Origin of the sequence: Nonomuraea sp. KM88, assembly GCF_052245635.1 — a bacterium.
Classification (GTDB): Bacteria; Actinomycetota; Actinomycetes; order Streptosporangiales; family Streptosporangiaceae; genus Nonomuraea.
Window position 1 is genome coordinate 260,684 of record NZ_JBQQCC010000002.1, and the last position, 21,244, is coordinate 281,927.

At 72.2% G+C, this 21,244-nt stretch carries 19 protein-coding genes; 11 read left to right on the forward strand and 8 right to left on the reverse strand.

The window, feature by feature from the left end; genetic code table 11:
- Positions 1-50: 50 nt before the first annotated feature.
- Positions 51-653, forward strand: coding sequence for a hypothetical protein (locus ACTWPV_RS06950; protein ID WP_443151071.1), 603 nt, complete (start codon positions 51-53; stop codon positions 651-653).
- A gap of 152 nt (positions 654-805) precedes the next feature.
- Here the strand turns inward: ACTWPV_RS06950 and ACTWPV_RS06955 are convergent, their stop codons facing one another.
- Both ACTWPV_RS06955 and ACTWPV_RS06960 read right to left on the reverse strand, forming a co-directional pair.
- The gene (locus ACTWPV_RS06955) at positions 806-988 is read right to left on the reverse strand and encodes a hypothetical protein (RefSeq protein WP_443151072.1); all 183 of its coding nucleotides are present in this window, start codon (positions 986-988) and stop codon (positions 806-808) included.
- A gap of 75 nt (positions 989-1,063) precedes the next feature.
- On the reverse strand, positions 1,064-2,041 hold the full coding sequence (locus tag ACTWPV_RS06960; RefSeq protein ID WP_443151073.1) for an aldo/keto reductase: 978 nt from the start codon (positions 2,039-2,041) through the stop codon (positions 1,064-1,066).
- Between the two features lie 96 nt (positions 2,042-2,137).
- Here ACTWPV_RS06960 and ACTWPV_RS06965 point away from each other — a divergent pair, with 96 nt between their 5' ends.
- Entirely contained in the window at positions 2,138-2,614 is a 477-nt protein-coding gene (locus tag ACTWPV_RS06965; protein ID WP_443151074.1) for a GNAT family N-acetyltransferase, read from the forward strand.
- Positions 2,615-2,762: 148 nt separating this feature from the next.
- Here ACTWPV_RS06965 and ACTWPV_RS06970 read toward each other — a convergent pair whose 3' ends face one another.
- On the reverse strand, positions 2,763-3,050 hold the full coding sequence (locus ACTWPV_RS06970; RefSeq protein WP_347646923.1) for a hypothetical protein: 288 nt from the start codon (positions 3,048-3,050) through the stop codon (positions 2,763-2,765).
- Positions 3,051-3,253: 203 nt separating this feature from the next.
- Between ACTWPV_RS06970 and ACTWPV_RS06975 the strand changes: the two genes are divergently transcribed.
- The 6 genes from ACTWPV_RS06975 (at position 3,254) to ACTWPV_RS07000 (ending at position 11,782) form a co-directional block, all read left to right on the forward strand.
- The gene (locus tag ACTWPV_RS06975) at positions 3,254-4,564 is read left to right on the forward strand and encodes an MFS transporter (protein ID WP_443151075.1); all 1,311 of its coding nucleotides are present in this window, start codon (positions 3,254-3,256) and stop codon (positions 4,562-4,564) included.
- Between the two features lies 1 nt (position 4,565).
- Complete coding sequence (locus tag ACTWPV_RS06980; RefSeq protein WP_443151453.1) at positions 4,566-6,590, forward strand: molybdopterin oxidoreductase family protein; 2,025 nt, start codon at positions 4,566-4,568, stop codon at positions 6,588-6,590.
- Entirely contained in the window at positions 6,587-7,981 is a 1,395-nt protein-coding gene (locus ACTWPV_RS06985; protein WP_443151076.1) for an FAD-dependent oxidoreductase, read from the forward strand. Before ACTWPV_RS06980 ends, ACTWPV_RS06985 begins: the two co-directional genes overlap by 4 nt.
- The gene (nirB, locus tag ACTWPV_RS06990) at positions 7,978-10,410 is read left to right on the forward strand and encodes a nitrite reductase large subunit NirB (protein ID WP_443151077.1); all 2,433 of its coding nucleotides are present in this window, start codon (positions 7,978-7,980) and stop codon (positions 10,408-10,410) included. The genes ACTWPV_RS06985 and nirB overlap by 4 nt, the downstream gene beginning before the upstream one ends.
- Positions 10,407-10,727: a nitrite reductase small subunit NirD gene (nirD, locus tag ACTWPV_RS06995; RefSeq protein ID WP_347617946.1), complete on the forward strand. Its 321-nt coding sequence runs from the start codon at positions 10,407-10,409 to the stop codon at positions 10,725-10,727. Before nirB ends, nirD begins: the two co-directional genes overlap by 4 nt.
- A 65-nt stretch (positions 10,728-10,792) precedes the next feature.
- The gene (locus tag ACTWPV_RS07000) at positions 10,793-11,782 is read left to right on the forward strand and encodes an iron-containing redox enzyme family protein (RefSeq protein WP_443151078.1); all 990 of its coding nucleotides are present in this window, start codon (positions 10,793-10,795) and stop codon (positions 11,780-11,782) included.
- 974 nt (positions 11,783-12,756) lie between these two features.
- Here the strand turns inward: ACTWPV_RS07000 and ACTWPV_RS07005 are convergent.
- The 3 genes from ACTWPV_RS07005 to ACTWPV_RS07015 are packed head-to-tail and all read right to left on the reverse strand — an operon-like array spanning position 12,757 to position 14,728.
- Complete coding sequence (locus tag ACTWPV_RS07005) at positions 12,757-12,972, reverse strand: CDGSH iron-sulfur domain-containing protein (RefSeq protein WP_443151454.1); 216 nt, start codon at positions 12,970-12,972, stop codon at positions 12,757-12,759.
- Positions 12,973-12,977: 5 nt separating this feature from the next.
- Positions 12,978-13,676, reverse strand: coding sequence for a response regulator transcription factor (locus ACTWPV_RS07010; protein WP_443151079.1), 699 nt, complete (start codon positions 13,674-13,676; stop codon positions 12,978-12,980).
- Positions 13,673-14,728: a sensor histidine kinase gene (locus ACTWPV_RS07015; protein WP_443151080.1), complete on the reverse strand. Its 1,056-nt coding sequence runs from the start codon at positions 14,726-14,728 to the stop codon at positions 13,673-13,675. Before ACTWPV_RS07015 ends, ACTWPV_RS07010 begins: the two co-directional genes overlap by 4 nt.
- Positions 14,729-14,815: 87 nt before the next feature.
- Here ACTWPV_RS07015 and ACTWPV_RS07020 point away from each other — a divergent pair, with 87 nt between their 5' ends.
- Together ACTWPV_RS07020 and ACTWPV_RS07025 are read left to right on the forward strand one after the other, a co-directional pair.
- Positions 14,816-15,880, forward strand: coding sequence for a hypothetical protein (locus ACTWPV_RS07020; RefSeq protein WP_347646913.1), 1,065 nt, complete (start codon positions 14,816-14,818; stop codon positions 15,878-15,880).
- A gap of 407 nt (positions 15,881-16,287) precedes the next feature.
- A complete protein-coding gene (locus ACTWPV_RS07025) occupies positions 16,288-16,932 on the forward strand; it encodes a class I SAM-dependent methyltransferase (RefSeq protein ID WP_443151081.1) in 645 nt (214 codons plus the stop codon).
- 19 nt (positions 16,933-16,951) lie between these two features.
- Here the strand turns inward: ACTWPV_RS07025 and ACTWPV_RS07030 are convergent, their stop codons facing one another.
- Complete coding sequence (locus tag ACTWPV_RS07030; protein ID WP_347646911.1) at positions 16,952-17,611, reverse strand: FadR/GntR family transcriptional regulator; 660 nt, start codon at positions 17,609-17,611, stop codon at positions 16,952-16,954.
- A gap of 283 nt (positions 17,612-17,894) precedes the next feature.
- On the opposite strand from ACTWPV_RS07030, the gene ACTWPV_RS07035 reads away from it, so the two are divergent.
- Entirely contained in the window at positions 17,895-19,817 is a 1,923-nt protein-coding gene (locus ACTWPV_RS07035; RefSeq protein ID WP_443151082.1) for a Xaa-Pro dipeptidyl-peptidase, read from the forward strand.
- A gap of 42 nt (positions 19,818-19,859) precedes the next feature.
- On the opposite strand, the gene ACTWPV_RS07040 is transcribed toward ACTWPV_RS07035, so the two are convergent.
- Positions 19,860-21,218 (reverse strand): RNA polymerase sigma factor, encoded by a 1,359-nt coding sequence (locus ACTWPV_RS07040; RefSeq protein WP_443151083.1) that lies wholly within the window; start codon positions 21,216-21,218, stop codon positions 19,860-19,862.
- Positions 21,219-21,244: the final 26 nt, after the last annotated feature.

A 21,244-nucleotide genomic window follows, 5' to 3' on the forward strand; every position in this document is an offset into this window, starting at 1 on the left:
GGAGGTCGGCCTCCGGTCATTGATTCCTGGACACAGGGGGAAGGAAGTCCATGCCCAATCGCGAGGAGAGTAAAGACAGGATTCAATCAGAAATTCAAGCCCTCGAAGCTTGCGTGCGGAGGGCGCAAGAGCTGCAAAGTCACTTCGGTGACGGCAGTTGGGACGAGAGAGTGACCAGCCTCGCCAACGGCTATCACGACAGCCTCGAGCAGTGCGGTGCGCTTCTGTCTTCACTGCTGGACGAGGTGGTGAAGCTACCGGAACCGGAGCCAACACCCGGCTTCGATTACGAGCGGTTCGCCGCGCTCCTCGACGAGGGCGGCAGGCGTATGGAGCGCGCATACGAGATCCAGGCGGAGCAGGTGGCGATCGCCCAGAAGGAACAGTCGCGGCAGATGGCGGTCGCTCAGGAAGAGCTGGCGAAGCAGATGGCGGCCGCTCAGGAGGAGCTGGGGGACCGGCTGGCCGCGGCTCAGGACGCCGTCCAAAGGGAAAATCGGCAATTGTTCCGCGATCTCGCTGATCATGTCAGGGAATCTGGTCGGGTCTCCGGGCAGGTCACTCATTCCGATCCGGTACGGAGTCCGGTCCAGCCCGAAGATAACCGGGACGATGAACTTCCGGAAAGTCCGGACCCCTGGAGCAAAAGTTAGGAAGCCTGTCCGTCGGCGGTTGCCGAGGATCTGGAAAGCGCTCTTATCGGTTATGAAGAGCAAGCGGCCAACCGGTCGCGTTCGCTAATCGCCGCGGTGAATCGTCCGCAACGTCATGGGCGTTGCGGACGCATTCGCGTGAAACCGGGACGTCATGCGGCCACGTGGTGCTGCCGGACGGGGGCGCCGGACGGCGCCGGATCGGGCTCGGCGGCCAGGGCACGGAGCTGGTCGGCGAAGGCGAGGGCCTGCTCGGCCGTCAGGCGCGGCTCGGCGCCGACATAGAAGACCACGATGTCACCCGCAGGCGATCGCACGGCGTTGAAAGGAGTCATGATGCCGACGATTCTGCCCGACGGGACCGACAGTTTCCGGGCGCGCGGGTTCAGGCAGGGACGGGACCGGATGTCCTACCAGCGGTGGTGCACCTGAGGGCGGATCAGGTCGTCGTAGACGGCGCGGACGGCCGCCAGGGTCGCGGCGTCCAGCGGGGGCAGGTCCGCGGCGGCGGCGTTCGCGGTGGCCTGGGCCGGGTTGCGGGCGCCGGGGATGACCACCGAGACGCCCTCCTGGTCGAGGATCCAGCGGAGCGCGAACTGGGCCATGCTCGCGCCCGGCGGCAGCAGCGGAGCCAGGAGGCGGACCGCCTCCAGGCCGGTGGCGAAGTCGACGCCCGAGAAGGTCTCGCCGACGTCGAACGCCTCCCCGTGCCGGTTGAACGCGCGATGGTCGTCCGGGGAGAAGGTGGTGTGCTCGTCGTAGCGGCCCGACAGCAGGCCGCTGGCCAGCGGGACACGGGCGATGATCCCCACTCCGGCCGCGCGGGCGGCGGGCAGGACCCGTTCCAGGGGCTTGAGCCGGAAGGCGTTGAGGATGATCTGCACCGTCGCCACGCCCGGCCTGGCGATCGCGGTCAGCGCTTCCTCGCACGTCTCCACGCTCACGCCGTACGCGGCGATCTTCTTCTCGGCCACCAGCGTGTCGAGGGCGTCGAACACGGCGTCCGCCGAGTAGACGGGCGTCGGCGGGCAGTGCAGCTGCACCAGGTCGAGCGTGTCGACGCCGAGGTTGCGGCGGGAGCGTTCGTTCCAGGCGCGGAAGTTGGACATCACGTAGTTGGCGGGGATCTGCTCCACCCGCCGCCCCATCTTGGTGGCCACGGTCAGGCCAGGACGATCCTTGACGAAGCGGCCGATGATCTGCTCACTGCGCCCGTCGCCGTAGACGTCCGCGGTGTCGATGAAGGTCACCCCGCTGTCCACGGCCGCCTCCAGGGTCGCGCGGGCCTCCTCCTCGCTGACCTCGCCCCAGTCGGCGCCGAGCTGCCATGCGCCGAGGCCGACCACGCCGACCTGCCGACCGGTACGTCCCAACACGCGGTGTTCCATGAACCGTCCTCCGTTACGGATGCCTGGGATCCAGTGTCCCGTATGGCGGCCACCCGGCGGGACGGGACGCCCATGCCCCCCGCTACGCTGAATGCCATGATTCGCCCCGCCACGCCCTCTGACGTGCCCGTCATCGCCATGCTGATCCGCGAACTGGCCACGTACGAGAAGGCCGAGCACGAGGTGCGGGTGACCGAGGAGCAGTTGCGTACGGCGCTGTTCGGCGCCGCGCCCGCCGTGTTCGCCCACATCGCCGAGCACGACGGCGACGTGGCCGGGTTCGCCCTGTGGTTCCTGACCTTCTCGACGTGGAAGGGCGTGCACGGCATCTACATGGAGGACCTGTACGTACGCCCCGAGCACCGCGGCGGCGGCTACGGCCGGGCGCTGATGGGCGAGCTGGCCGGGATCTGCGCGGAACGCGGATACGAGCGGCTCGAATGGGCGGTGCTCGACTGGAACGAGCCGGCCATCGGCTTCTACGAGAACCTCGGCGCGGTGCGCCAGGAGGAGTGGCCGCACTACCGCCTGAGCGACGCTCCGCTGCGGCGCCTGGCCGACCGGCCCTCATGATCGGCCCTCATGATCGGCCCTGCTGATCGGCTCTGCTGATTCGTCCCGGTGAGCGGCTCTGGTGATCGGGCTCTGTGACCGGCTCGGCCGGCCGGGGCGCGCGGCCACGCAGATCACAGGACGTGATGTGACCTGCGTGACCTCCGCGTCACACGCCGGCGTGGGTCCTGGCGCGAGTCTCCGCCTGCTCGTACATCTCGGACTCCGGCCCTTCGAGCTCGCGGTGGGTCTCCTCGATGCGGAGCGCCACCCCCAGCGCGAAGAACGACGGTGCCCACTCGCCGATGAAGATGCCCCAGCGGTCGGCCCTGTCGATGCCCGCCGCCTCCATCTTCTTCGACATGAGCCAGGCCGCGAAGGAGACGGCGATCGACGCCATCCCCGCGGTGTACATGTGGCCCGACTTGATCCCCATATGGTGAAGCTTCTTGATCATGTTTCTCCCCCCTTGCTGGAGTGCTGTTACCCGGAGGGGCACGTGATAAGCGATCATTTCCAGCATGTTTCCGCCGTGACACATGTGCGTGGCTTGTTACCGAGGTGAATCACCCGTAACGCATGCACGGCGACGGACCGTCAACGTGCGTAACGCGCCCTTCCTAGCTTGGAGATCCCGGACGCCGAGCGTAGGAGAGGTCGATGGCGCGCTGGATCGCCGACTGGCACCCCGATGACCCAGCCTTCTGGGCAAGATCAGGCAGGCGGGTCGCGCGGCGCAACCTGATCTTCTCGATCGTCGCCGAGCATCTCGGCTTCACCGTGTGGACGTTGTGGAGCATCGTCGCCACGCGGATGGGGTCGTACGAGTTCTCCACCGACCAGCTGTTCTGGCTGGTGGCGCTGCCCAACCTGATCGGCTCGGTGTTGCGCGTCCCCTACACGTTCGGCCCCGCGAGGTTCGGCGGGCGCACCTTCACCGTGGTCAGCGCCCTGCTGCTGCTCATCCCCGCCGCGCTGCTCGGCGTGGCGGTCAACGACCCGGGCACGCCGTACTGGCTCTTCCTGGTGATCGCGGCGCTTGCCGGGTTCGGCGGCGGGAACTTCGCCTCCAGCATGGCCAACATCACCTACTTCTTTCCCCGCGACAAGCAGGGCGTCGCGCTCGGGCTGAACGCGGCGGGGGGCAACATCGGCGTCAGCTCGGTCCAGCTCGTCATGCCGCTGGTGATCGGCTCGCTCGGGCTGGCCGCCGCCGGGTGGTTCTGGATCCCGCTCATCGTCGTGTCGGCCGCCTGCGCCTGGTTCTTCATGGACAACCTCACCAGTGCCAGGGCCGAGCCCCGCGAGCAGCTCGCCGTCGCCGGCAGAGCCCAGACCTGGATCATGTCGTTCCTGTACATCGGCACCTTCGGCTCGTTCATCGGCTACGCCACGGCCTTCCCGCTGCTGAGCGCGAACCTGTTCGCCGGCGCCCCGTACGCCGCGGTGGCCTTCATCGGGCCGCTGATCGGCTCGCTGGTCAGGCCGGCGGGCGGCTGGCTGGCCGACCGGTTCGGCGGCGCGCCCGTCACGTTGTGGAACTTCGCCGCGATGGGCGGCGGCGTGCTGCTGGTGTGGCTGGCCGGCACCTCCGGCGACTTCTGGCTGTTCTTCCTGGCCTTCCAGACGTTGTTCCTCACCTCCGGCATCGGCAACGGCTCCACGTACCGCATGATCCCGGCCATCTTCCAGGCCAAGGCCGTGGCCGAGCGCGGCGAGAGCGAGCAGGCCCTGCTGTACGGCAAGCGCCAGGCCTCCGCCGCCATCGGCATCATCTCGGCCGTCGGAGCGCTCGGCGGGTTCCTGATCAACCGGGCGTTCGGGATGTCGTTCGCCGCGGCCGGCACGCCCGGCCCCGCGTTCCTCGCCTTCGGCGCCTTCTACGTGTCCTGCGCCGCGCTGACCTGGTGGTGCTACACGCGCAAGGTCGGCGTCTCCGTGATCGCGAGCCTCGCCCATGCCCGGGTCTGACGTGACGAGGACGCACTGCCCGTACTGCGCGTTGCAGTGCGGCATGGCAATCGGCCCAGGAACGGGCGGAGGCCTGGCCATCACCCCCAGGACCGACATCCCGGCCAACGCCTCGGGGGCGCTGTGCCAGAAGGGGTGGACGGCGGGCGAGCTGCTCACCAACGGCGAGCGCCTGACCGCCCCGCTCCTGTACGGCGAGCCCGTCGCATGGGAGACCGCGCTCGACTACGTGGCCGCGCGGCTGTCCGCCCTGCGTGCCGAACACGGCCCCGACGCCGTGGCCGTGTTCGGCGGCGGCGGCCTGACCAACGAGAAGGCGTACTCGCTGGGCAAGTTCGCCAGGGTCGCGCTCGGCACCAGCCAGATCGACTACAACGGCCGCTTCTGCATGTCCTCGGCGGCGGCCGCCTCGACGAGGGCGTTCGGCATGGACCGGGGGATGCCGTTCCCGATCACCGACCTGGCCGGGGCCGACGTGGTGCTGCTGGCCGGGGTGAACGTGGCCGAGACCATGCCGCCGTTCCTGCGGCACCTGTCAGGGCCGCGGCTGATCGTCATCGACCCGCGGCGGACCAGGACCGCCAAGGAGGCCTGGCTGCACCTGCAGCCCGCGCCCGGCACCGACCTGGCGCTCGCCCTGGGGATGTCGCACCTGGCCATCGCCGACGAGCTCGTGGACGAGACGTACGTCGCCGCGCGGACCGCGGGGTTCGAGGAGGTGCGCACGTCGCTGGCCGGCTGGTGGCCCGAGCGGGTCGAGCGGATCACCGGGGTGCCGGTTCACCAGATGCGGCAGGCGGTCAGGGCGCTGGCGGCCGCCGGCAACGCCTACGTCCTGACCGGGCGCGGCGCCGAGCAGCACGCCAAGGGCACCGACACGGTGAGCGCGTTCATCAACCTGGCGCTGGCGCTGGGCCTGCCCGGCACGTACGGCTCCGGGTACGGGTGCGTGACCGGGCAGGGCAACGGGCAGGGCGGGCGGGAGCACGGGCAGAAGGCCGACCAGCTCCCCGGTTACCGCAGGATCGACGACCCGGCCGCCCGCGAGCACGTCGCCGCCGTGTGGGGGGTGCGCCCCGGCGACCTTCCCGGGCCGGGACGGCCGGCGTACGAGCTGCTGGACGCGCTCGGCACACCGGAAGGGCCGCGCGCGCTGCTGCTGTTCGGCTCCAACCCGGTCATCTCGGCGCCCGCCGCCGAGCGCGTGGCCGAGCGCATCGGCGCGCTCGACCTGCTCGTGGTCTGCGACGTCGTCATGTCCGAGACGGCGGTGCTGGCGGACGTGGTGTTCCCGGTCACGCAGTGGGCCGAGGAGAGCGGCACCATGACGAACCTCGAAGGCCGCGTGCTGCTGCGCCGCCGCGCCGTCGACCCGCCCGCGGGCGTCCGGAGCGACCTGGACGTCATCGCCGGGCTGGCCGCGCGGCTGGGCCACCGCTTCGACAGCGAGCCGGCCGCCGTGTTCGACGAGCTGCGCCGGGCCAGCGCGGGCGGGCTCGCCGACTACTCCGGCATCACCTACGAGCGCATCGCCGCCGAGACGGGCGTGTTCTGGCCGTGCCCGTCGGAGGGGCATCCGGGCACGCCGAGGCCGTTCCTCGACTCCTTCGCCACGCCGGACGGCCGGGCCAGGTTCGTGCCCGTCCAGCACCGGCCGCCGGCCGAGGAGACCGACGAGGACCATCCCGTCTACCTGACCACCGGCCGGGTGCTGGCCCAGTACCAGAGCGGCGCGCAGACGCGCAGGATCGCGCCGCTCGTGCAGGCCGCTCCCGAGCCGTTCGCCGAGCTCCATCCCGACCTGGCCGAGCAGCTCGGCATCGCGCAGGGGGACGTCGTGCGGATCAGCAGCCGCCGGGGCGAGACCAAGGCCGTGGCCAGGATCAGCGAGGCCATCAGGAGCGACACCGTGTTCATGCCCTTCCACTGGGAGGGCGCCAACCGGCTGACCAACCCGGCCCTCGATCCGGTGTCCGGGATGCCGGAGTTCAAGGTCTGCGCGGTCAGAGTGGAGAGGGACTCATGAGACTCGTCGTCGTGGGCAACGGGATGGCCGGGTCGCGGCTGGTCAGCGAGGTGCGCGCCCGAGACCCCCACATGCAGATCACCGTTTTCGGCGCGGAGTCGTGCCGGCCGTACAACCGGGTGCTGCTGTCCAACGTGCTGGCCGGCAGCTCGCGCCCGGAACAGGTGCGGCTGGTGGACTCCTCCTGGTACGACGCGCACGACGTGGAGGCGGTCTTCGGCAGCACGGTCACCCGCATCGACCGGCAGGCCGGGTACGTCGTGACGGACGGCGGGCGGCGCGAGCCGTACGACGTGCTGGTCCTCGCCACCGGCAGCGACGCCGTCGTGCCGCCCGTCCCCGGCGTGGAGCGGGCCATCCCGTTCCGCACGCTCGGCGACTGCGAGCGCATCATGGCCGCCGCCGGGCACGCCCGCAGGGCCGTGGTCGTCGGCGGCGGCCTGCTCGGCGTCGAGGCCGCCCGCGGCCTGGCCGGGCGGGGCCTGCCGGTGACGCTGCTGCACCTGGCCGGGCACCTCATGGAGCGCCAGCTCGACGTGGAGGCCGGTGAGGTGCTCGGCGAGACGCTGGCCGGGCTGGGCGTGGAGATCCGCACCGGGGTCAGCGCCGAGGCGGTGCGCGAGGACGGCGTCCTGCTGGCCGGCGGCGAGCTGGTCGCGGCCGACCTGGTCGTGCTGGCCTGCGGCGTGCGCCCGGTGACCGGGCCGGCCGCGGAGGCGGGCCTGCGGGTGCGGCGCGGTGTGGTGGTGGACGACGAGCTGCGCACGGACGACCCGTCGATCTTCGCCATCGGCGAGTGCGCCGAGCATGACGGCACCGTCTACGGCCTGGTCGCGCCCGCATGGGAGCAGGCCGCCGTGGCCGCGGACGTCATCACCGGCGGCAAGGCCCGCTACCGCGGTTCCCGGCTGGTCACCCGCCTCAAGGCGAGGAGCGTCGAGCTGGCCGCGATGGGCGAGACCCAGCTCGGCGAGGAGCACGCCGAGGTGGTGCGGTTCAGCCACCGGGCCCGCGGCACCTACCGCAAGCTCGTCATCCGTGACGGCCGGCTGGTCGGCGCGATCCTGCTGGGCGAGAGCGACGTCGTCGGCACGCTCACCCAGCTCTTCGACCGCGGCGGGCCGCTGCCCGGCGACCGGGCCGGCCTGCTGTTCCCGGGGGCGGCGGCGACGCCGGTCGCCGACAGCCCGACGCTGATGCCGGACGCGGCCAGGGTCTGCCAGTGCAACAACGTGACGAAGGGCGAGATCAGGGCGTGCTGGGAGGCGGGAGCGCGGGACGTGGCCGCGGTGGCGGCCGCGACCCGGGCCACGACCGGGTGCGGCACCTGCCGCGACGCCGTGGAGGGCATCGTCGGCTGGCTGTGCGAGCAGGAAGGGGTTTCGGTATGAACAGGATCGTCGTCGTGGGGTACGGGCCGGCCGCGCACCGGTTCGTGGAGACGCTCGCGGCCAAGGGCTTCGACGGCCGGATCACCGTGATCGGGGAGGAGCCGCGCCCGGCCTACGACCGGGTGGCGCTGACCTCATACCTGTCGGGCACCACCGCGGAGGACCTCACCTATCCCGTTCCCGGCGGGGTCGTGACCAGGCTGAACACCCGTGTCACCGCGATCGACCGGCAGGCCGGGCACGTCGTCACCGAGGACGGCGGCGCCGAGCCGTACGACGTGCTCGTGCTGGCCACGGGATCGGCGCCGTTCGTGCCGCCGGTGCCGAGGGCCGGGCACGCCTTCGTCTACCGCACCATCGAGGACCTCGACGCCATCAGGGTGGCCGCCAAGGACGCCGCGGAGGGCGTCGTGGTCGGCGGCGGCCTGCTCGGGCTGGAGGCCGCCGACGCGCTGCGGGCGCTCGGGCTGAAGGCGCACATCGTCGAGATGAGCCCCTGGCTGATGCCCCGGCAGGTGGACGAGGGCGGCGGCTCGGTACTGAAGTCCCACATCGAGCAGCTCGGGCTGAGCGTGCACGCCGGCGCGGGCGTCCAGGAGATCGTCACCGACGGCGAGGGCCGGGTCACCGGGCTGCGCAAGCCCGACGGAACGCTGGTGGACGCGCAGATCGTGGTGTTCTCCGCGGGCATCAGGCCGCGCGACGAGCTGGCCAGGTCGGCCGGGCTGGCCGTGGGCGAGCGCGGCGGCATCGTGGTCGACTCCGCGATGCGCACCTCCGACCCCTCCATCTACGCCGTCGGCGAATGCGCCCTGGCCGGGGGCATGATCTACGGGCTCGTCGGGCCGTGCAACACGATGGCTGAGGTGGCGGCCGAGCAGATCATGGGCGGCCGGGCGGCGTTCGAGGGCGCCGACCTGTCGACCAGGCTCAAGCTGCTGGGCGTCGAGGTGGCGCAGTTCGGGGCGATGGACGGCGCCCTCGACGTCACCTACATGGACCCGGTGGCCGGCGTCTACAAGAAGCTGTTCATCAGCGACGACGCCCGGACGCTGCTCGGCGGCATCTGCGTGGGCGACGCCTCGCCGTACACGACGCTGCGGCCGTTCGTCGGCAAGCCGCTGCCCGCCTCGCCGTCCGACCTGCTGTTCACCGGGTCGGGGGCGGCGAACCTGGACCTGCCCGACGACGCGCAGGTCTGCTCGTGCAACAACGTGTGCGCGGGCGACGTCCGCACCGCCATCGCCGAGGGCGGCGCCGCCGACGTGGCCGGCGTCAAGGCGTGCACCCGGGCCGGCACGACCTGCGGCAGCTGCGTGCCGATGCTCAAGCAGCTGCTGGAGAAGTCGGGCGTCGAGGTCAGCAAGAGCCTGTGCGAGCACTTCACGTATTCGCGGGCCGAGCTGTTCGACATCGTACGGGTGCGCGAGGTCAGCACGTTCTCCCAGCTCATCACCGAGCACGGGCAGGGCAGGGGCTGCGACATCTGCAAGCCGGCCGTGGCCTCGATCCTCGCCTCGCTGCACAACGGGCACGTCCTGGAGGGCGAGCGGGCCACCCTGCAGGACACCAACGACGCCTTCCTCGCCAACATCCAGAAGAACGGCACGTACTCGGTCGTGCCGCGCATCCCGGGCGGTGAGATCACGCCGGACAAGCTGATCGTCATCGGCGAGGTGGCCCGCGACTTCGGCCTCTACACCAAGATCACCGGCGGGCAGCGCATCGACCTGTTCGGAGCCAGGGTCGAGCAGCTGCCGGAGATCTGGCGGCGGCTGGTCGACGCCGGGTTCGAGTCGGGCCACGCGTACGGCAAGGCGCTGCGCACCGTGAAGTCGTGCGTGGGCTCGACCTGGTGCCGCTACGGCGTGCAGGACTCCGTCGGCATGGCCATCGCCCTGGAGCTGCGCTACCGCGGGCTGCGCTCCCCGCACAAGATCAAGTCAGCCGTCTCCGGCTGCGCCCGCGAATGCGCCGAGGCCAGGTCGAAGGACTTCGGCGTCATCGCCACCGAGCAGGGCTGGAACCTCTACGTCGGCGGCAACGGCGGCTTCCGGCCCCGCCACGCCGACCTGCTCGCCAAGGACCTGAGCACCGACGAGCTGATCAGGACCATCGACCGTTACCTCATGTTCTACATCCGCACCGCCGACCGGCTGCAACGCACCGCCGCCTGGATCGAGTCGCTGGACGGCGGTCTCGACTACCTCCGTGAGGTGATCATGGAAGACTCGCTCGGCCTCTGCGCCGACCTCGACGCGCAGATGGAGCACCACATCGCCACGTACGCCGACGAGTGGCAGGCCACGCTGGACGACCCGGACAAGCTCAGCAGGTTCGTCAGCTTCGTCAACGCGCCCGGCGTCCCCGACCCCTCGATCGTGTTCGGCAGCGAGCGCGGCCAGATCAGGCCGGTGATGGCGCGATGAGCTGGACGCCGGTCTGCGACTTCGACGCCCTGCTGCCGGAACGCGGCGTCTGCGCCCTGGTCGGTGACGTGCAGGTGGCCGTCTTCCGCACCTACGACGGCGCCCTGCACGCGCTGGCCAACCGCGACCCGTTCAGCGGGGCGTACGTGCTCTCCCGCGGCATCGTCGGCACCAGGAAGGGCGAGCCGACCGTCGCCTCGCCGCTGCACAAGCAGGTGTTCAGCCTGGTGTCGGGGCGCTGCCTGGACGAGGACGCGGTGACGGTGCCGGTCTATCCCGTACGGGTGGCCGGCGGGTGCGTGGAGGTCAGCGTTTAGGGGGCCCGGTCACGGGCAGCCACCTGCTTGAACCGCGGGAGTAACGGGGGATGCGGGGGTGCCTGATGCGGCTGCCGCCTGCGCGTGGCCTGATCACGTCGCTGCTGTTCGACCGGCTCGCCGGCCCGCCCGGGGCGCCGTTCCCTGACGCGCGCGCGACCGGCGGGCTGGACGACGACGATCTCCAGCTCGCCCTGTTCGCCTGCTACGAACTCCACTACCAGGGGTTCGACGAGGTCGACGACCGGTGGGAGTGGGACCCGGGGCTGCTGGGGTTCAGGGCAGGGCTGGAGCGGCGGTTCGAGGAGGCGCTGCGAGCCGCCGTGCCGGGCCCTGCGCCGGTTCCGCCGCGCGAGGTGCGCCAGGCGCTGACCGCGCTGACCTCCTCTGACGGCGGGCCGTCGGTGGCCGCGTTCCTGCAGCGCGACGCGGACCTTCCGACCTTCCGCGAGTTCGTCGTCCACAGGTCGATCTACCACCTGAAGGAGGCCGACCCGCACACCTGGGGCATCCCGCGGCTCAGCGGCGGGCCCAAGGCGGCCCTGGTGGAGATCCAGGCCGACGAGTACGGCGGCGGCAGGCGCGAGCGCATGCACGCCGAACTGTTCCGCGCCACCCTGCGGGGCCTCGGCCTCGACGACTCCTACGGCGCCTACCTGCACCGCGTCCCCGGCGTGACGCTGGCCCTGTCCAACGTGATGTCGCTGTTCGGGCTGCACAGGAGGTTGCGCGGGGCGCTGCTCGGCCACCTGGCGGCGATCGAGATGACCTCGTCGCCGGCCAGCCGCCGCTGCGCCACGGGCCTGCGCCGGCTCGGCGCCGGCCAGGAGACCGCCCGCTTCTACGACGAGCACGTGCAGGCCGACGCCGTGCACGAGCAGATCGCGGCCCACGACATGTGCGGCGGCTTCGCGGACGCCCACCCCGAGCTGGCGGGCGACATCCTGTACGGGGCCGCGTGCGCGCTGGAGCTCGAACGGCGGTGGGCCGAGCACGTCATGGGCCGCTGGCGGCGCGGGGCCGGCTCGCTGCTCGACGAGCGGGTCCCGGCGTGAGCACCGCGCTCGACCTCGACTACGTGCTCCCGCTGCGCTGGGACGACGACCAGGGGCTCGGTGAGCTGACCGGCTACCTGGCCCGGCTCTCCCGGCACGCGCGGGTGATCGTCGTGGACGGCAGCCGCGACGATCTCTTCGCCCGCCACGCCGCCCGGTGGCGCGGCCTGGTCCGGCACGCGCGACCGGCGGCCGGCCTGCGCTACGCCAACGGCAAGGTCGCGGGCGTCACGACCGGGCTGCTGCTGGCCACGGGCGACCGCGTGGTGATCGCCGACGACGACGTGCGCTACGACCTCCCCGCCCTGACCGCGGTCCACGACCTGCTGGCCCGCGCCGACCTGGTGAGGCCGCAGAACTACTTCGACCCGCTGCCCTGGCACGCCCGCTGGGACACCGCCCGTACGCTGCTCAACCGCGCCTTCGGCGCCGACTACCCGGGCACCTTCGGCGTGCGGCGCGGCTTCTTCGTGCGCATGGGCGGTTACGACGGCGACGTCCTGTTCGAGAACCTGGAGCTGATCCGCACCGTGCGCGCCCACGGCGGCCGCGAGCTGCACGCGCCCGGCCTGTACGTCCGGCGCCTCCCGTGTAACGCGCGCAGGTTCTGGTCGCAGCGCGTCCGGCAGGCCTACGACGACCTGGCACAACCGGTGCGGATGGCCGCGTTCCTGCCGATGTTGCCCGCGCTGGCGGCCCTGGCCGTCCGGCGGCCACGTGGGCTGCCGGCGCCGGCCGGGCCGACTGTGCCGGCCGCGCTGACTGTGCTGACTGTGCTGGCCGTGGGACTGGCCGAGGCGGGACGGCGGCGGGCGGGCGGGCGGCGGGTGTTCCCCGCGTCGGCGGCGCTGCCGGCGCCCGTCTGGGTGCTGGAGCGGGCCGCGTGCAGCTGGCTGGCGCTCGGGGCGGCGCTGACCGGCGGCGTGCCGTACGCGGGCGGCCGGATCCGGCGCTCCGCCCACTCGGTGCGCGCGCTACGGCGGCGGGTCCGGCTCGCTCGCGGCACGGAACCCGCCGGCCTTGTGCGAGCCGTCGCAGAACGGCTTGACCGAGGACAGGCCGCACCGGCACAGAGCGACGGTCGCCCGGCCGGCGTCGATGTGCTCGCCGTCCTGGGTGAGCAGCTCGAAGTCGCCCCTGATGAGCAGGGGACCGTCGGCGCAGGTGGTCACCGTGACCGGGTCTCGCATGCCCGTCACCTGCCCCAGGGCTGAGCGCTCTCACCCGCGAGCACGATTCCCAGCTCGTACGCGCGGACGACGGCCTGCGTGCGGTCCCGGGCGCCGAGCTTGTCCAGGACGTTCCCGACGTGCGTCTTGACCGTCTCCCTGGTGACGTACAGGGTGGCGGCGATCTCGGCGTTGTTCAGCCCTCTGGCCAGCAGGCGTACGACGTCGAGCTCTCTCGGGGTGAGGCCGGGCACGTGCGGCGCGTCCCGGCGCGGGGCGGCCAGCCGCCGCAGGGCGTCGGGGAACAGCACGGCGTCCCGGCCGTGGACCACCCGGATGGCGGTGACGAGGTCGGAGGCGGGAGAGCGCTTGAGCACGTAGCCGGCCGCCCCCGCGCGCAGGGCGGCCCAGACCAGCTGGTCGTTCTCGAACGTCGTGACCACGATGACCCGCGTGCCGGGCGCGTTGCGGGCCAGCTCGTCGGTGGCGCGCAGGCCGTCCATGCCGGGCATGCGGATGTCCATGAGCACCACGTCGGCCGTCCGGCCGTGCTCGACGGCGGCGTGGCCGTCGGCCGCCTCGGCGACCACCTCGATGTCGTCGTGCACGGAGAGCACGGTGGCCCAGCCCGATCGGATGAGCGGCTCGTCGTCGGCCAGCACGACCCTGATCACGGGCCTGATCACGTGCCTGATCTCGGGCCCGCTCGGCTGGGGGCCGCTCACCGGGGAAGCGTCGCCGTGATCCGCCACGTGCCGTCCACCTCCTCCTGCTCGAACGTCCCGCCGGCCAGACGCGCCCGCATCCGCATGCCCACCAGCCCGCGCCCGGCCCCCGACGGGGAGCGCCCGGCGACCTCGTTCTCCACGGTGAGGACGACGTCCGCACCGACCGCCAGGTCCATCCTGACCGGCCCGCGCCCGTGCCTGAGCGCGTTGGTGACGGCCTCCCTGGCGATCGCGTACGCCGTCCGCGACGTCGCCTCCGGCACCCGGTCCACGGGGTCGGCCCGCAGCTCGACGGCCAGCCCGTCGACGAGAGCGTCCAGGGAGTCCAGCGCGGGCGTGCGGGCCTCGCTGCCCTCGTCGAGCACGCGAAGCAGCACGTCGAGCTCCTGCTGGGCGTCGCGGGCCGCGCCCATCAGGTGCCCGAGCGACTGCTCCGCCACCAGGACCGTGTCCTGCCGCCGCAGCGCCGCCTGGGCCGCCATGGCCTGCACCAGGACGACGCTCAGCGCGTGCCCCACCGAGTCGTGCAACTCCAGGGCCAGGCTCTGGCGGCGGCCGAGCTCCTCGATCATCCGCGACGGGTCCGCGTGCAGCAGCCTGCGGGCGGCCCGCTGCTGCCCGAGCCCCGCGCCCGCCATCACCGCCAGCACCACGACGATCAGGAGCAGGACCTGCGCCACCGCGCCGGGATCCGCCCGCCAGCGGCCGGGCGAGAGCACCGCGGGGACACCGGGCGCCAGCGCCAGCGCGCCCGCGCTCAGCGTGGCCCCCACGAACAGGTGCAGGGCGGTCAGAACTCCCAGGTAGACGCGGTCCGGATGCTCGGGAACCGCCACGCCGAGCAACTCCCGCAGCGCGACAACCTCCAGCCTCCCCACCAGCGGCACGCAGGCCACCAGACCCGACGCGGGCAGGCAGAGCACCCACAGCAGCAGCACCCGCGACAGCGACATCTCCGTCACCACGAGCAGCGCCAGGACCGCCGCCACCGGGGTCAGCAGCGCCGCCCCCAGCAGCTGGTAGAGCACCGCCCTCCAGTGAATGGTCACAGGTCAGAAGCTAGCCGACGGGCCGCGCGCGCACCTCCCTCACGTGGGGGAGGCGGCGGCCGGCCCGGCTTCCTAGCGTGATCTGCCATGAAACCACTCGGAGTACTGCTGTCACTGGCCGTGACGGCCGTCGGCGCGCTGTGGTGGACGACTCCGGCGTCGTACCCCTTCGGCGCTCGCGACCGCGTCACGGTCTCGCTCTCGCACCTGTTCGAGCACGAGGCGGGTGGCGCGATGACGGTCGCCGCCGGTCTCGCGGGACTGGCCGTCGCGCTGCTTTCCGGCCGGCCGACCCCGCTGGTCAAGGCGGGCGCGATCGTCCAGGTGCTGTTCTTCGGCGTCGTGATGTCCGACGCCGGCGTCATGTCGGTCCTGGGCTACGTGACAGGGCTGTCCCTGCCGGTGGTGCTCGCCGCGGCCGTCGTCGTGCCCGCTGTCAGGGCCTGCGCCCGCGGCAGGATCTGGGGCTACGTCGCCCTCGCCGCTCTGGTCGTGGCCGGCGCCGCCGTGGCCGCGTTCCTCGGCGCCGCCCTGTTGGCGTACGCGGGCAACGTCACGGCCGGGCTGCGCTCGTACGCGGGCCGCATCGCCTGGACGCTCGCCGACATGGCGGCCTTCGCCGCCTGGGTGTGGATCACCTTCCGCCTGTTCGGCGGAGCGCTGCCCCGCTGGGCCGGGCCGGTGCGGGCGCGGCGGTGGGGCAGGGCGGCCACCATCGGGGCGGCTCTGTGCCCGCTGCCCTACGCCCTCTACCGGTTGACCTGGCTGACGCCGTGGCCGACGGACATCTCCGGGCCGATCGACCTGCCGCTCAGGCTGCAGGGACTGATGCTCGCCTTCGCGGCCGTGGGGGCAGCCGTGCTCACGCTGGGCCTGATCAGCAGATGGGGCGAGGTGTTCCCGCGCTGGATCCCCCTGCTGCGCGGGCGTCCCGTGCCCGTGCGGCTCCCCGTCGCCGTCGGGGGAGCGGTTGCGGGCGCCTGCTGCCTGGCGTCGCCGGGGCTGGCGGTCAACGCCGTCGAACGCGGGGAACTCTGGGCGCTGCTGCTGTGGCCGTATCCGCTGTGGGGGGTGCTGCTCGGCGCGGCCGTGCTCGCGTACTGGCTGCGGCGCAGGCCCGGCGGCTACACGGCGGCGCCCACGGGCGCGTAGACGTGCGGGCTCCGGTGCATGGCCGGAAGCACGCAACGCCGTCCTGACTCCATGTGGTCGCAGCGCTCGGCGTCCTCGCGCTGCGGAAGGGGCCCGGGGTTCACCTCTGATAACGGCACTGAAGGGACGCTATAGGCGGCGCCCCGGGCGCTGGTTACGGAGTGGCAACGATCGCGGCTCTGAACGGTCTCATGAGTATCTGTGAAGCGTTACGGTGAGTGAGTCCCGGATGTGGCGCGGTGGTCATCAATCGATTTCTGGCCGGGTGGCGTTTGTGCTGGCTGTGAACCCGGCACCGGCCCCCGCGCGAATGCGGCGAGCCTGGGTGGCGTGCCACGGGCCGATACGGAGCGTGTTCGCTCGTTCGGGACGCGTCAGCGGCGCGTCCGGGACCTAGCGTGAGGGCTATGCGGGATCTGTCGAAATTCCAGCGTCCGCGGTTCGCGCGCGCGTACGAACGGATGAGCGCCGAGTCGGAGCGGTCGGGCACGGCCGAGCACCGGCAGCGGCTGTTGGCCGGGCTGGCCGGGCGGGTGGTGGAGATCGGCGCGGGCAACGGGATGAACTTTCGCCACTACCCTCCCGAGGTGCGCGAGGTGGTCGCGGTCGAGCCGGAGGACGTGCTGCGGTCGGCGGCGGAGCGGGCCGCGGGTGGGGTGACGGTGCCCGTGCGCGTGGTGGCCGGGCACGCCGGGGCGCTGCCCGTCGAAGACGGCGGGTTCGACGCGGCCGTGGTGTCGCTGGTGTTGTGCTCGGTGCCCGACGAGGCGGCCGCGCTGGCCGAGGTGTGCAGGGTGCTCAGGCCGGGCGGGGAGTTGCGGTTCTACGAGCACGTGCGCTCGCGCGGCACGGTGCTGGGCGTGCTGCAGGACCTCGTCACGCCGCTGTGGCGGGTGGTGGCCGGCGGGTGCCGCCCCAACCGCGACACCGCGCGGGCCATCAGGGAGAGCGGGCTGGTGATCGAGGAGCACGCGCGCTTCTCGCACAAGCCGGTGCCCTCCACTCCGTCGCTGCCGCACATTCTCGGGCGCGCGCGCAAGCCGGACGCGTGACTCCTGCCGCCGGAAGGTGCTAGAGGCCGCGTTCCTGCCGGTCGAGGATGGCGACGCAGACCGCGACCGCGCGCGCCGCGTCGCCGTCGGCGATCGCCTGCAGCAGGTCGGCATGGGAGCTGTCGGGGTCGAGCGCCGCCTGCTCCTGGTCTCTGACGCTGTCGCGCAGCGCGTCGCCCATGCTGCGGTAGAGGTCGCCGAGCAGCGCGTTGTGCGCGGCGTCGGCCACCCGCAGGTGGAAGTCGACGTCGGCGTCGGCGAACCCGTCGAGGTCGCCCTCCTTGCCGGCCGCGTCTCTGCGGGCCAGCGCCTCGCGCATCGCGGCGAGGTCCTGCTCGGTGCGCCGGCCGGCCGCGAGCCTGGCGGCCACGAGGTCGAGCCCGCGGCGCACGTCGATGATGTCCATGGCGGCGGCGGTGTCGAGCCGGCGGCGCAGGGCGATCTTGGACTCGTCGGTCGCGGTCACGTAGGTGCCGTCACCCTGCCGGGTGTGCAGCAGTCCCGCGTGCGCCAGCACGCGCACCGCCTCGCGTACGGACAGCCTGCTCATGCCCAGGCTCTGGGCGAGCTGGCTCTCGGACGGGATCTTGGTGCCGACCGGCCACACCCCGCTGGCGATCTCGCGGCGCAGCTCGTCGATGGCGGAGTCCACGAGCGAGGTCCGAGCGACGTTTCGCATGCACCTTCTCCTCACCGGCTGTTGACCATCCACCCTAGACGTTGCGCGGGCGGGGCCTGGTGACGTGGCGTCGCGCGGGCGGATAACGATGTGATCGCTATCGGGCGGCGGGTCCGTCCTGCGGCGGGGCCGCTCGATCGCGCCGCCCGGCAGGCTGCCGCCGGACTCCGCTCCCAACCCGGCCTCGAACGCGGTCCCCGGCATCCAGATCTGGAATCTTGTCAGGTTCTCAGTCATCTGCGAGATTGCAGGGTATTTGGGTCAATTATCCCGGAGGTCACGCGTGTCACAATTACGCCCGGCCCTCGTCGCCGTCGCCCTCACCCTGGCGATCGCGACCCCGGCCCAGGCGGCCGCCGCCCCTGCGATCACCGTCGAGAACGGTCGCACGCAACCGGTCTTCTCCTATGCGGACGCCGTCCGCGAGCACGTGTACGTCGAGTCCACCGTCGACAGCGACCAGGACGGCGCCCTCGACAAGGTTCGTGTGGACATCATCAGGCCCAAGGAGTCCGGCCCCGGGCTCAAGGTGCCGGTGATCATCGACGAGAGCCCGTACTACGACAATTCCGGCCGTGGCAACGAGGGAGAGCGCAAGGAATACGACGAAGCCGGAAATGTCGTCAAATTTCCGCTCTTCTACGACAACTACTTCGTCCCCCGCGGCTACGCCGTCCTCAACGTCGACATGCTGGGCACCACCCGGTCCGAGGGCTGCCCCGACATCGGCGGCAGAGCCGACGTGCTCGGCGGCAAGGCCGTCATCGACTGGCTGAACGGCCGCGCCAAGGCGTTCAGGGCCGACGGAACCCCGGCCGTGGCCGACTGGACGACGGGCAAGTCCGCCATGATCGGCAAGTCGTACGACGGCACCCTCGCCAACGCCGTCGCGGCCACCGGCGTGAAGGGCCTGGAGACGATCGTGCCCATCTCGGCGATCAGCTCCTGGTACAAGTACCAGCGCTCCAACGGCGTCATCTACAACTACGACTACGCCTCGTGGCTGGCCGGCTACATCGACACCGACCCCGCCGCCAAGTGCCAGGCCGTCCGCGACCGGATGGACGCCGAGGACGGCGACGACACCGGCAACCACAACCGGTTCTGGGCCGAGCGCGACTACATCGACGGCCTGCTCGGCGACGTCTCCAAGGTCAGGGCCAGCGTCTTCGTCGTCCACACGGTCAACGACCTCAACGTCAAACCCGACAACTTCTCCGCCTGGTGGAAGGCGCTGGCCGACAGGAACGTGCCGCGCAAGATCTGGGTCGGCCAGACCCAGCACGTGGACCCGTTCGACTTCGAGGGCCGCAGGACCCTGTGGGTGGAGACGCTGCACCGCTGGTTCGACCACTGGCTGCACGGCGTCCGCAACGGCATCACCCGCGAGCCCCGCGCCGACGTCGAGATCGGCCCGGCGCGGTGGATCACCCAGCGCGACTGGCCGGCGCCGTTCGCGGTCAAGGCGTCGCTACGGCCCGCGCCCGACGGCACGCTCGGGCTCAAGCCCGCCCCCAGGAAGAGCACCGCCTCCTTCACCGACGTCGCCATGAGCGAGAACGACATGGTGGCCGGGATCGGCACGGCGAACCCGGGGCGGGTGGCGTTCACCAGCGGCCCGCTCCCGCTCGACCTGCGCCTGTCCGGCACGCCCACCGCCGACCTGCGGGTCAAGCTGGACAAGCCCACCTCCAACCTGACCGCCCTGCTCGTCGACTTCGGCGAGGCGACCCGCGTCGACTGGATGCGCGGCCAGGGCATCACCACGCTCACCGAGGAGGACTGCCACGGCGAGAGCACCGAGGCCGACGACGCCTGCTACCGCAAGGTCGTCACCAACGTGGCCACCCGGCCGCTCGAGATCGTCGCCCGCGGCTGGATCGACGTGCAGAACCGCCACTCGCTCAGCCACGCCAAGCCGCTGCCCACCGGCGAGTACGGCACGGTGAAGTGGCTGACCCTGCCGCAGGACTACACGTTCAGGAAGGGGCACAGGATCGGCCTGGTGATCGCCGGCACCGACGCGACCTTCAGCGGGGAGACCGGCACCGGAGCCAACGTCACCGTCGACCTGGCGGGCAGCCGCGTCGTCGTGCCGTTCGTGCTCGGGACGCCGCTGACCGACGTGCCGAAGGACACCGCCAGGTTCCGCGGTCCCGAGGGGGTGGACCTGCCGGAGCCCGAGCCCGGGTTCCACTTCTTCTAGACACCCGAGCGGCCTTGGGCTCCGCCGGGAGCCCAAGGCCCCCTACGTCCCTGGGCCGTGCGGCTGAGCGAGCCGTACGTCCGACTGCGCGGCGGCCTTGGTGATCACCGCCTGCTGCCCGCCCGCGTTCATGAGCGCCCAGACCAGCCCCGCCGCCAGCAGTCCGACTCCGAGGAGCAGCGCGAGCCTGACCACGGTCCTGACCGGCGCGCCCGCATCGGGATCGTCGTCCTCAGGCCGGTCCCGCCAGAACTCCTGGGCGCCGTCCCCGCCAGGTCCGCCGCCGAAGCCGTTCGCATGACCGTTCGCGTGACCGTTCGCGCGTCCGTTCATGGGGCCGTGCACGGCGCCGTTCAAGGGGATCCCGCCGTACCTGACGATCGTGCCGTCGCCGTGCGACGACCCGTTGCTGTCGCCCCTGATGACGGCGCTGTAGACGAGCTTGTCGTCGCCCGCGCCGCCGCGGAAGGCCCGCGTGCGGCTCGGCGGCGTGAACGGGTGCCGCCCACGCACGGCGGGCGCGGCGGGAGGCTCCTGGTCGGCGGCGGCCGCGCCCGCCGCCGACCAGGGCTTTCCCGAAGTCGCCGTCGTGGGGTCGGCGACTGGGACGGATGGCGTGGCGTCGGCGACCGGGGGAGGCGGCGCGGAGCCGGACTCCACCAGTGTGCGGGCCTGCACAGGAAAGCCGTCCGCCCGCCAGATGGGCCCCTCGCCAGGCAGTGGCTGCGCCGACGCCAGCCGGCTGGGAAGTGTGCCGGGCAGTGCCGCGATCGGCAGGCGGCGCAGCAGCGCCGCCGCCGTCACGGTCCTGGGCGCGGCCCGGCAGGTCGCACAGGACTGGATGTGGCGGCCGATCCTGGCCCTGGCGCGGCGGCCGGGCGCGCTGACCCAGTCCGCCACCCGTGACGTCAGATCGGGGCAGCCGTCGGGAGCGCGCGCGGCGATGATCGCGGCGAACCACTCCTCCAGGCCGGCCGCGGCCTCGGTGACGGTGGCGCGCACCTCACTCTGGCCCATCTCGAAGAGCACGGCCAGCTCGGTGTCCGACAGGCCGTGCCGTACGGACAGGTCCAGCAGCTCGCGCTGCGGCCGTTCCAGGGAGAGCAGCGCCTCGGGCAGCAGCTCGGACATGCGGCCGGGACGCGACCACGAGCCGATGCTGGCCGGCTTGGCGACCACCGCGCGGTGCGCGCGGGCCACCGCGTACAACCAGGGGCGGCGCAGGCCGGGATCGCCCACGCGGTCCGCGTACAGGTGCGCCGTCAGCGCCGCGCCCGCGACCGCCTGCTCGGCGTCGCCCGCGGCGAGCTCGGTGCGGCAGTAGTCGTAGAGACGGGCTCCGTGCTTGTCGCACAGGTCGCGAACGGCCTGGCGCGCGTCGTCAGACAGGGTTCGCCACATCCGGTGTCACACCTCCTCGGTCGGTA

What these genes read in the sequence shown, in the direction of transcription:
- ACTWPV_RS06950 (WP_443151071.1), top strand. Translation starts at nt 51, where the DNA reads ATGCCCAATCGCGAGGAGAGTAAAGACAGGATTCAATCAGAAATTCAA.
- ACTWPV_RS06965 (WP_443151074.1), top strand. Translation starts at nt 2,138, where the DNA reads ATGATTCGCCCCGCCACGCCCTCTGACGTGCCCGTCATCGCCATGCTG.
- ACTWPV_RS06985 (WP_443151076.1), top strand. Translation starts at nt 6,587, where the DNA reads ATGAGACTCGTCGTCGTGGGCAACGGGATGGCCGGGTCGCGGCTGGTC.
- ACTWPV_RS07005 (WP_443151454.1), bottom strand. Translation starts at nt 12,972, where the DNA reads ATGCGAGACCCGGTCACGGTGACCACCTGCGCCGACGGTCCCCTGCTC.
- ACTWPV_RS07025 (WP_443151081.1), top strand. Translation starts at nt 16,288, where the DNA reads ATGCGGGATCTGTCGAAATTCCAGCGTCCGCGGTTCGCGCGCGCGTAC.
- nirD (WP_347617946.1), top strand. Translation starts at nt 10,407, where the DNA reads ATGAGCTGGACGCCGGTCTGCGACTTCGACGCCCTGCTGCCGGAACGC.
- ACTWPV_RS06960 (WP_443151073.1), bottom strand. Translation starts at nt 2,041, where the DNA reads ATGGAACACCGCGTGTTGGGACGTACCGGTCGGCAGGTCGGCGTGGTC.
- ACTWPV_RS06975 (WP_443151075.1), top strand. Translation starts at nt 3,254, where the DNA reads ATGGCGCGCTGGATCGCCGACTGGCACCCCGATGACCCAGCCTTCTGG.
- ACTWPV_RS06955 (WP_443151072.1), bottom strand. Translation starts at nt 988, where the DNA reads ATGACTCCTTTCAACGCCGTGCGATCGCCTGCGGGTGACATCGTGGTC.
- ACTWPV_RS07030 (WP_347646911.1), bottom strand. Translation starts at nt 17,611, where the DNA reads ATGCGAAACGTCGCTCGGACCTCGCTCGTGGACTCCGCCATCGACGAG.
- ACTWPV_RS07020 (WP_347646913.1), top strand. Translation starts at nt 14,816, where the DNA reads ATGAAACCACTCGGAGTACTGCTGTCACTGGCCGTGACGGCCGTCGGC.
- ACTWPV_RS07000 (WP_443151078.1), top strand. Translation starts at nt 10,793, where the DNA reads ATGCGGCTGCCGCCTGCGCGTGGCCTGATCACGTCGCTGCTGTTCGAC.
- ACTWPV_RS07040 (WP_443151083.1), bottom strand. Translation starts at nt 21,218, where the DNA reads ATGTGGCGAACCCTGTCTGACGACGCGCGCCAGGCCGTTCGCGACCTG.
- ACTWPV_RS06970 (WP_347646923.1), bottom strand. Translation starts at nt 3,050, where the DNA reads ATGATCAAGAAGCTTCACCATATGGGGATCAAGTCGGGCCACATGTAC.
- nirB (WP_443151077.1), top strand. Translation starts at nt 7,978, where the DNA reads ATGAACAGGATCGTCGTCGTGGGGTACGGGCCGGCCGCGCACCGGTTC.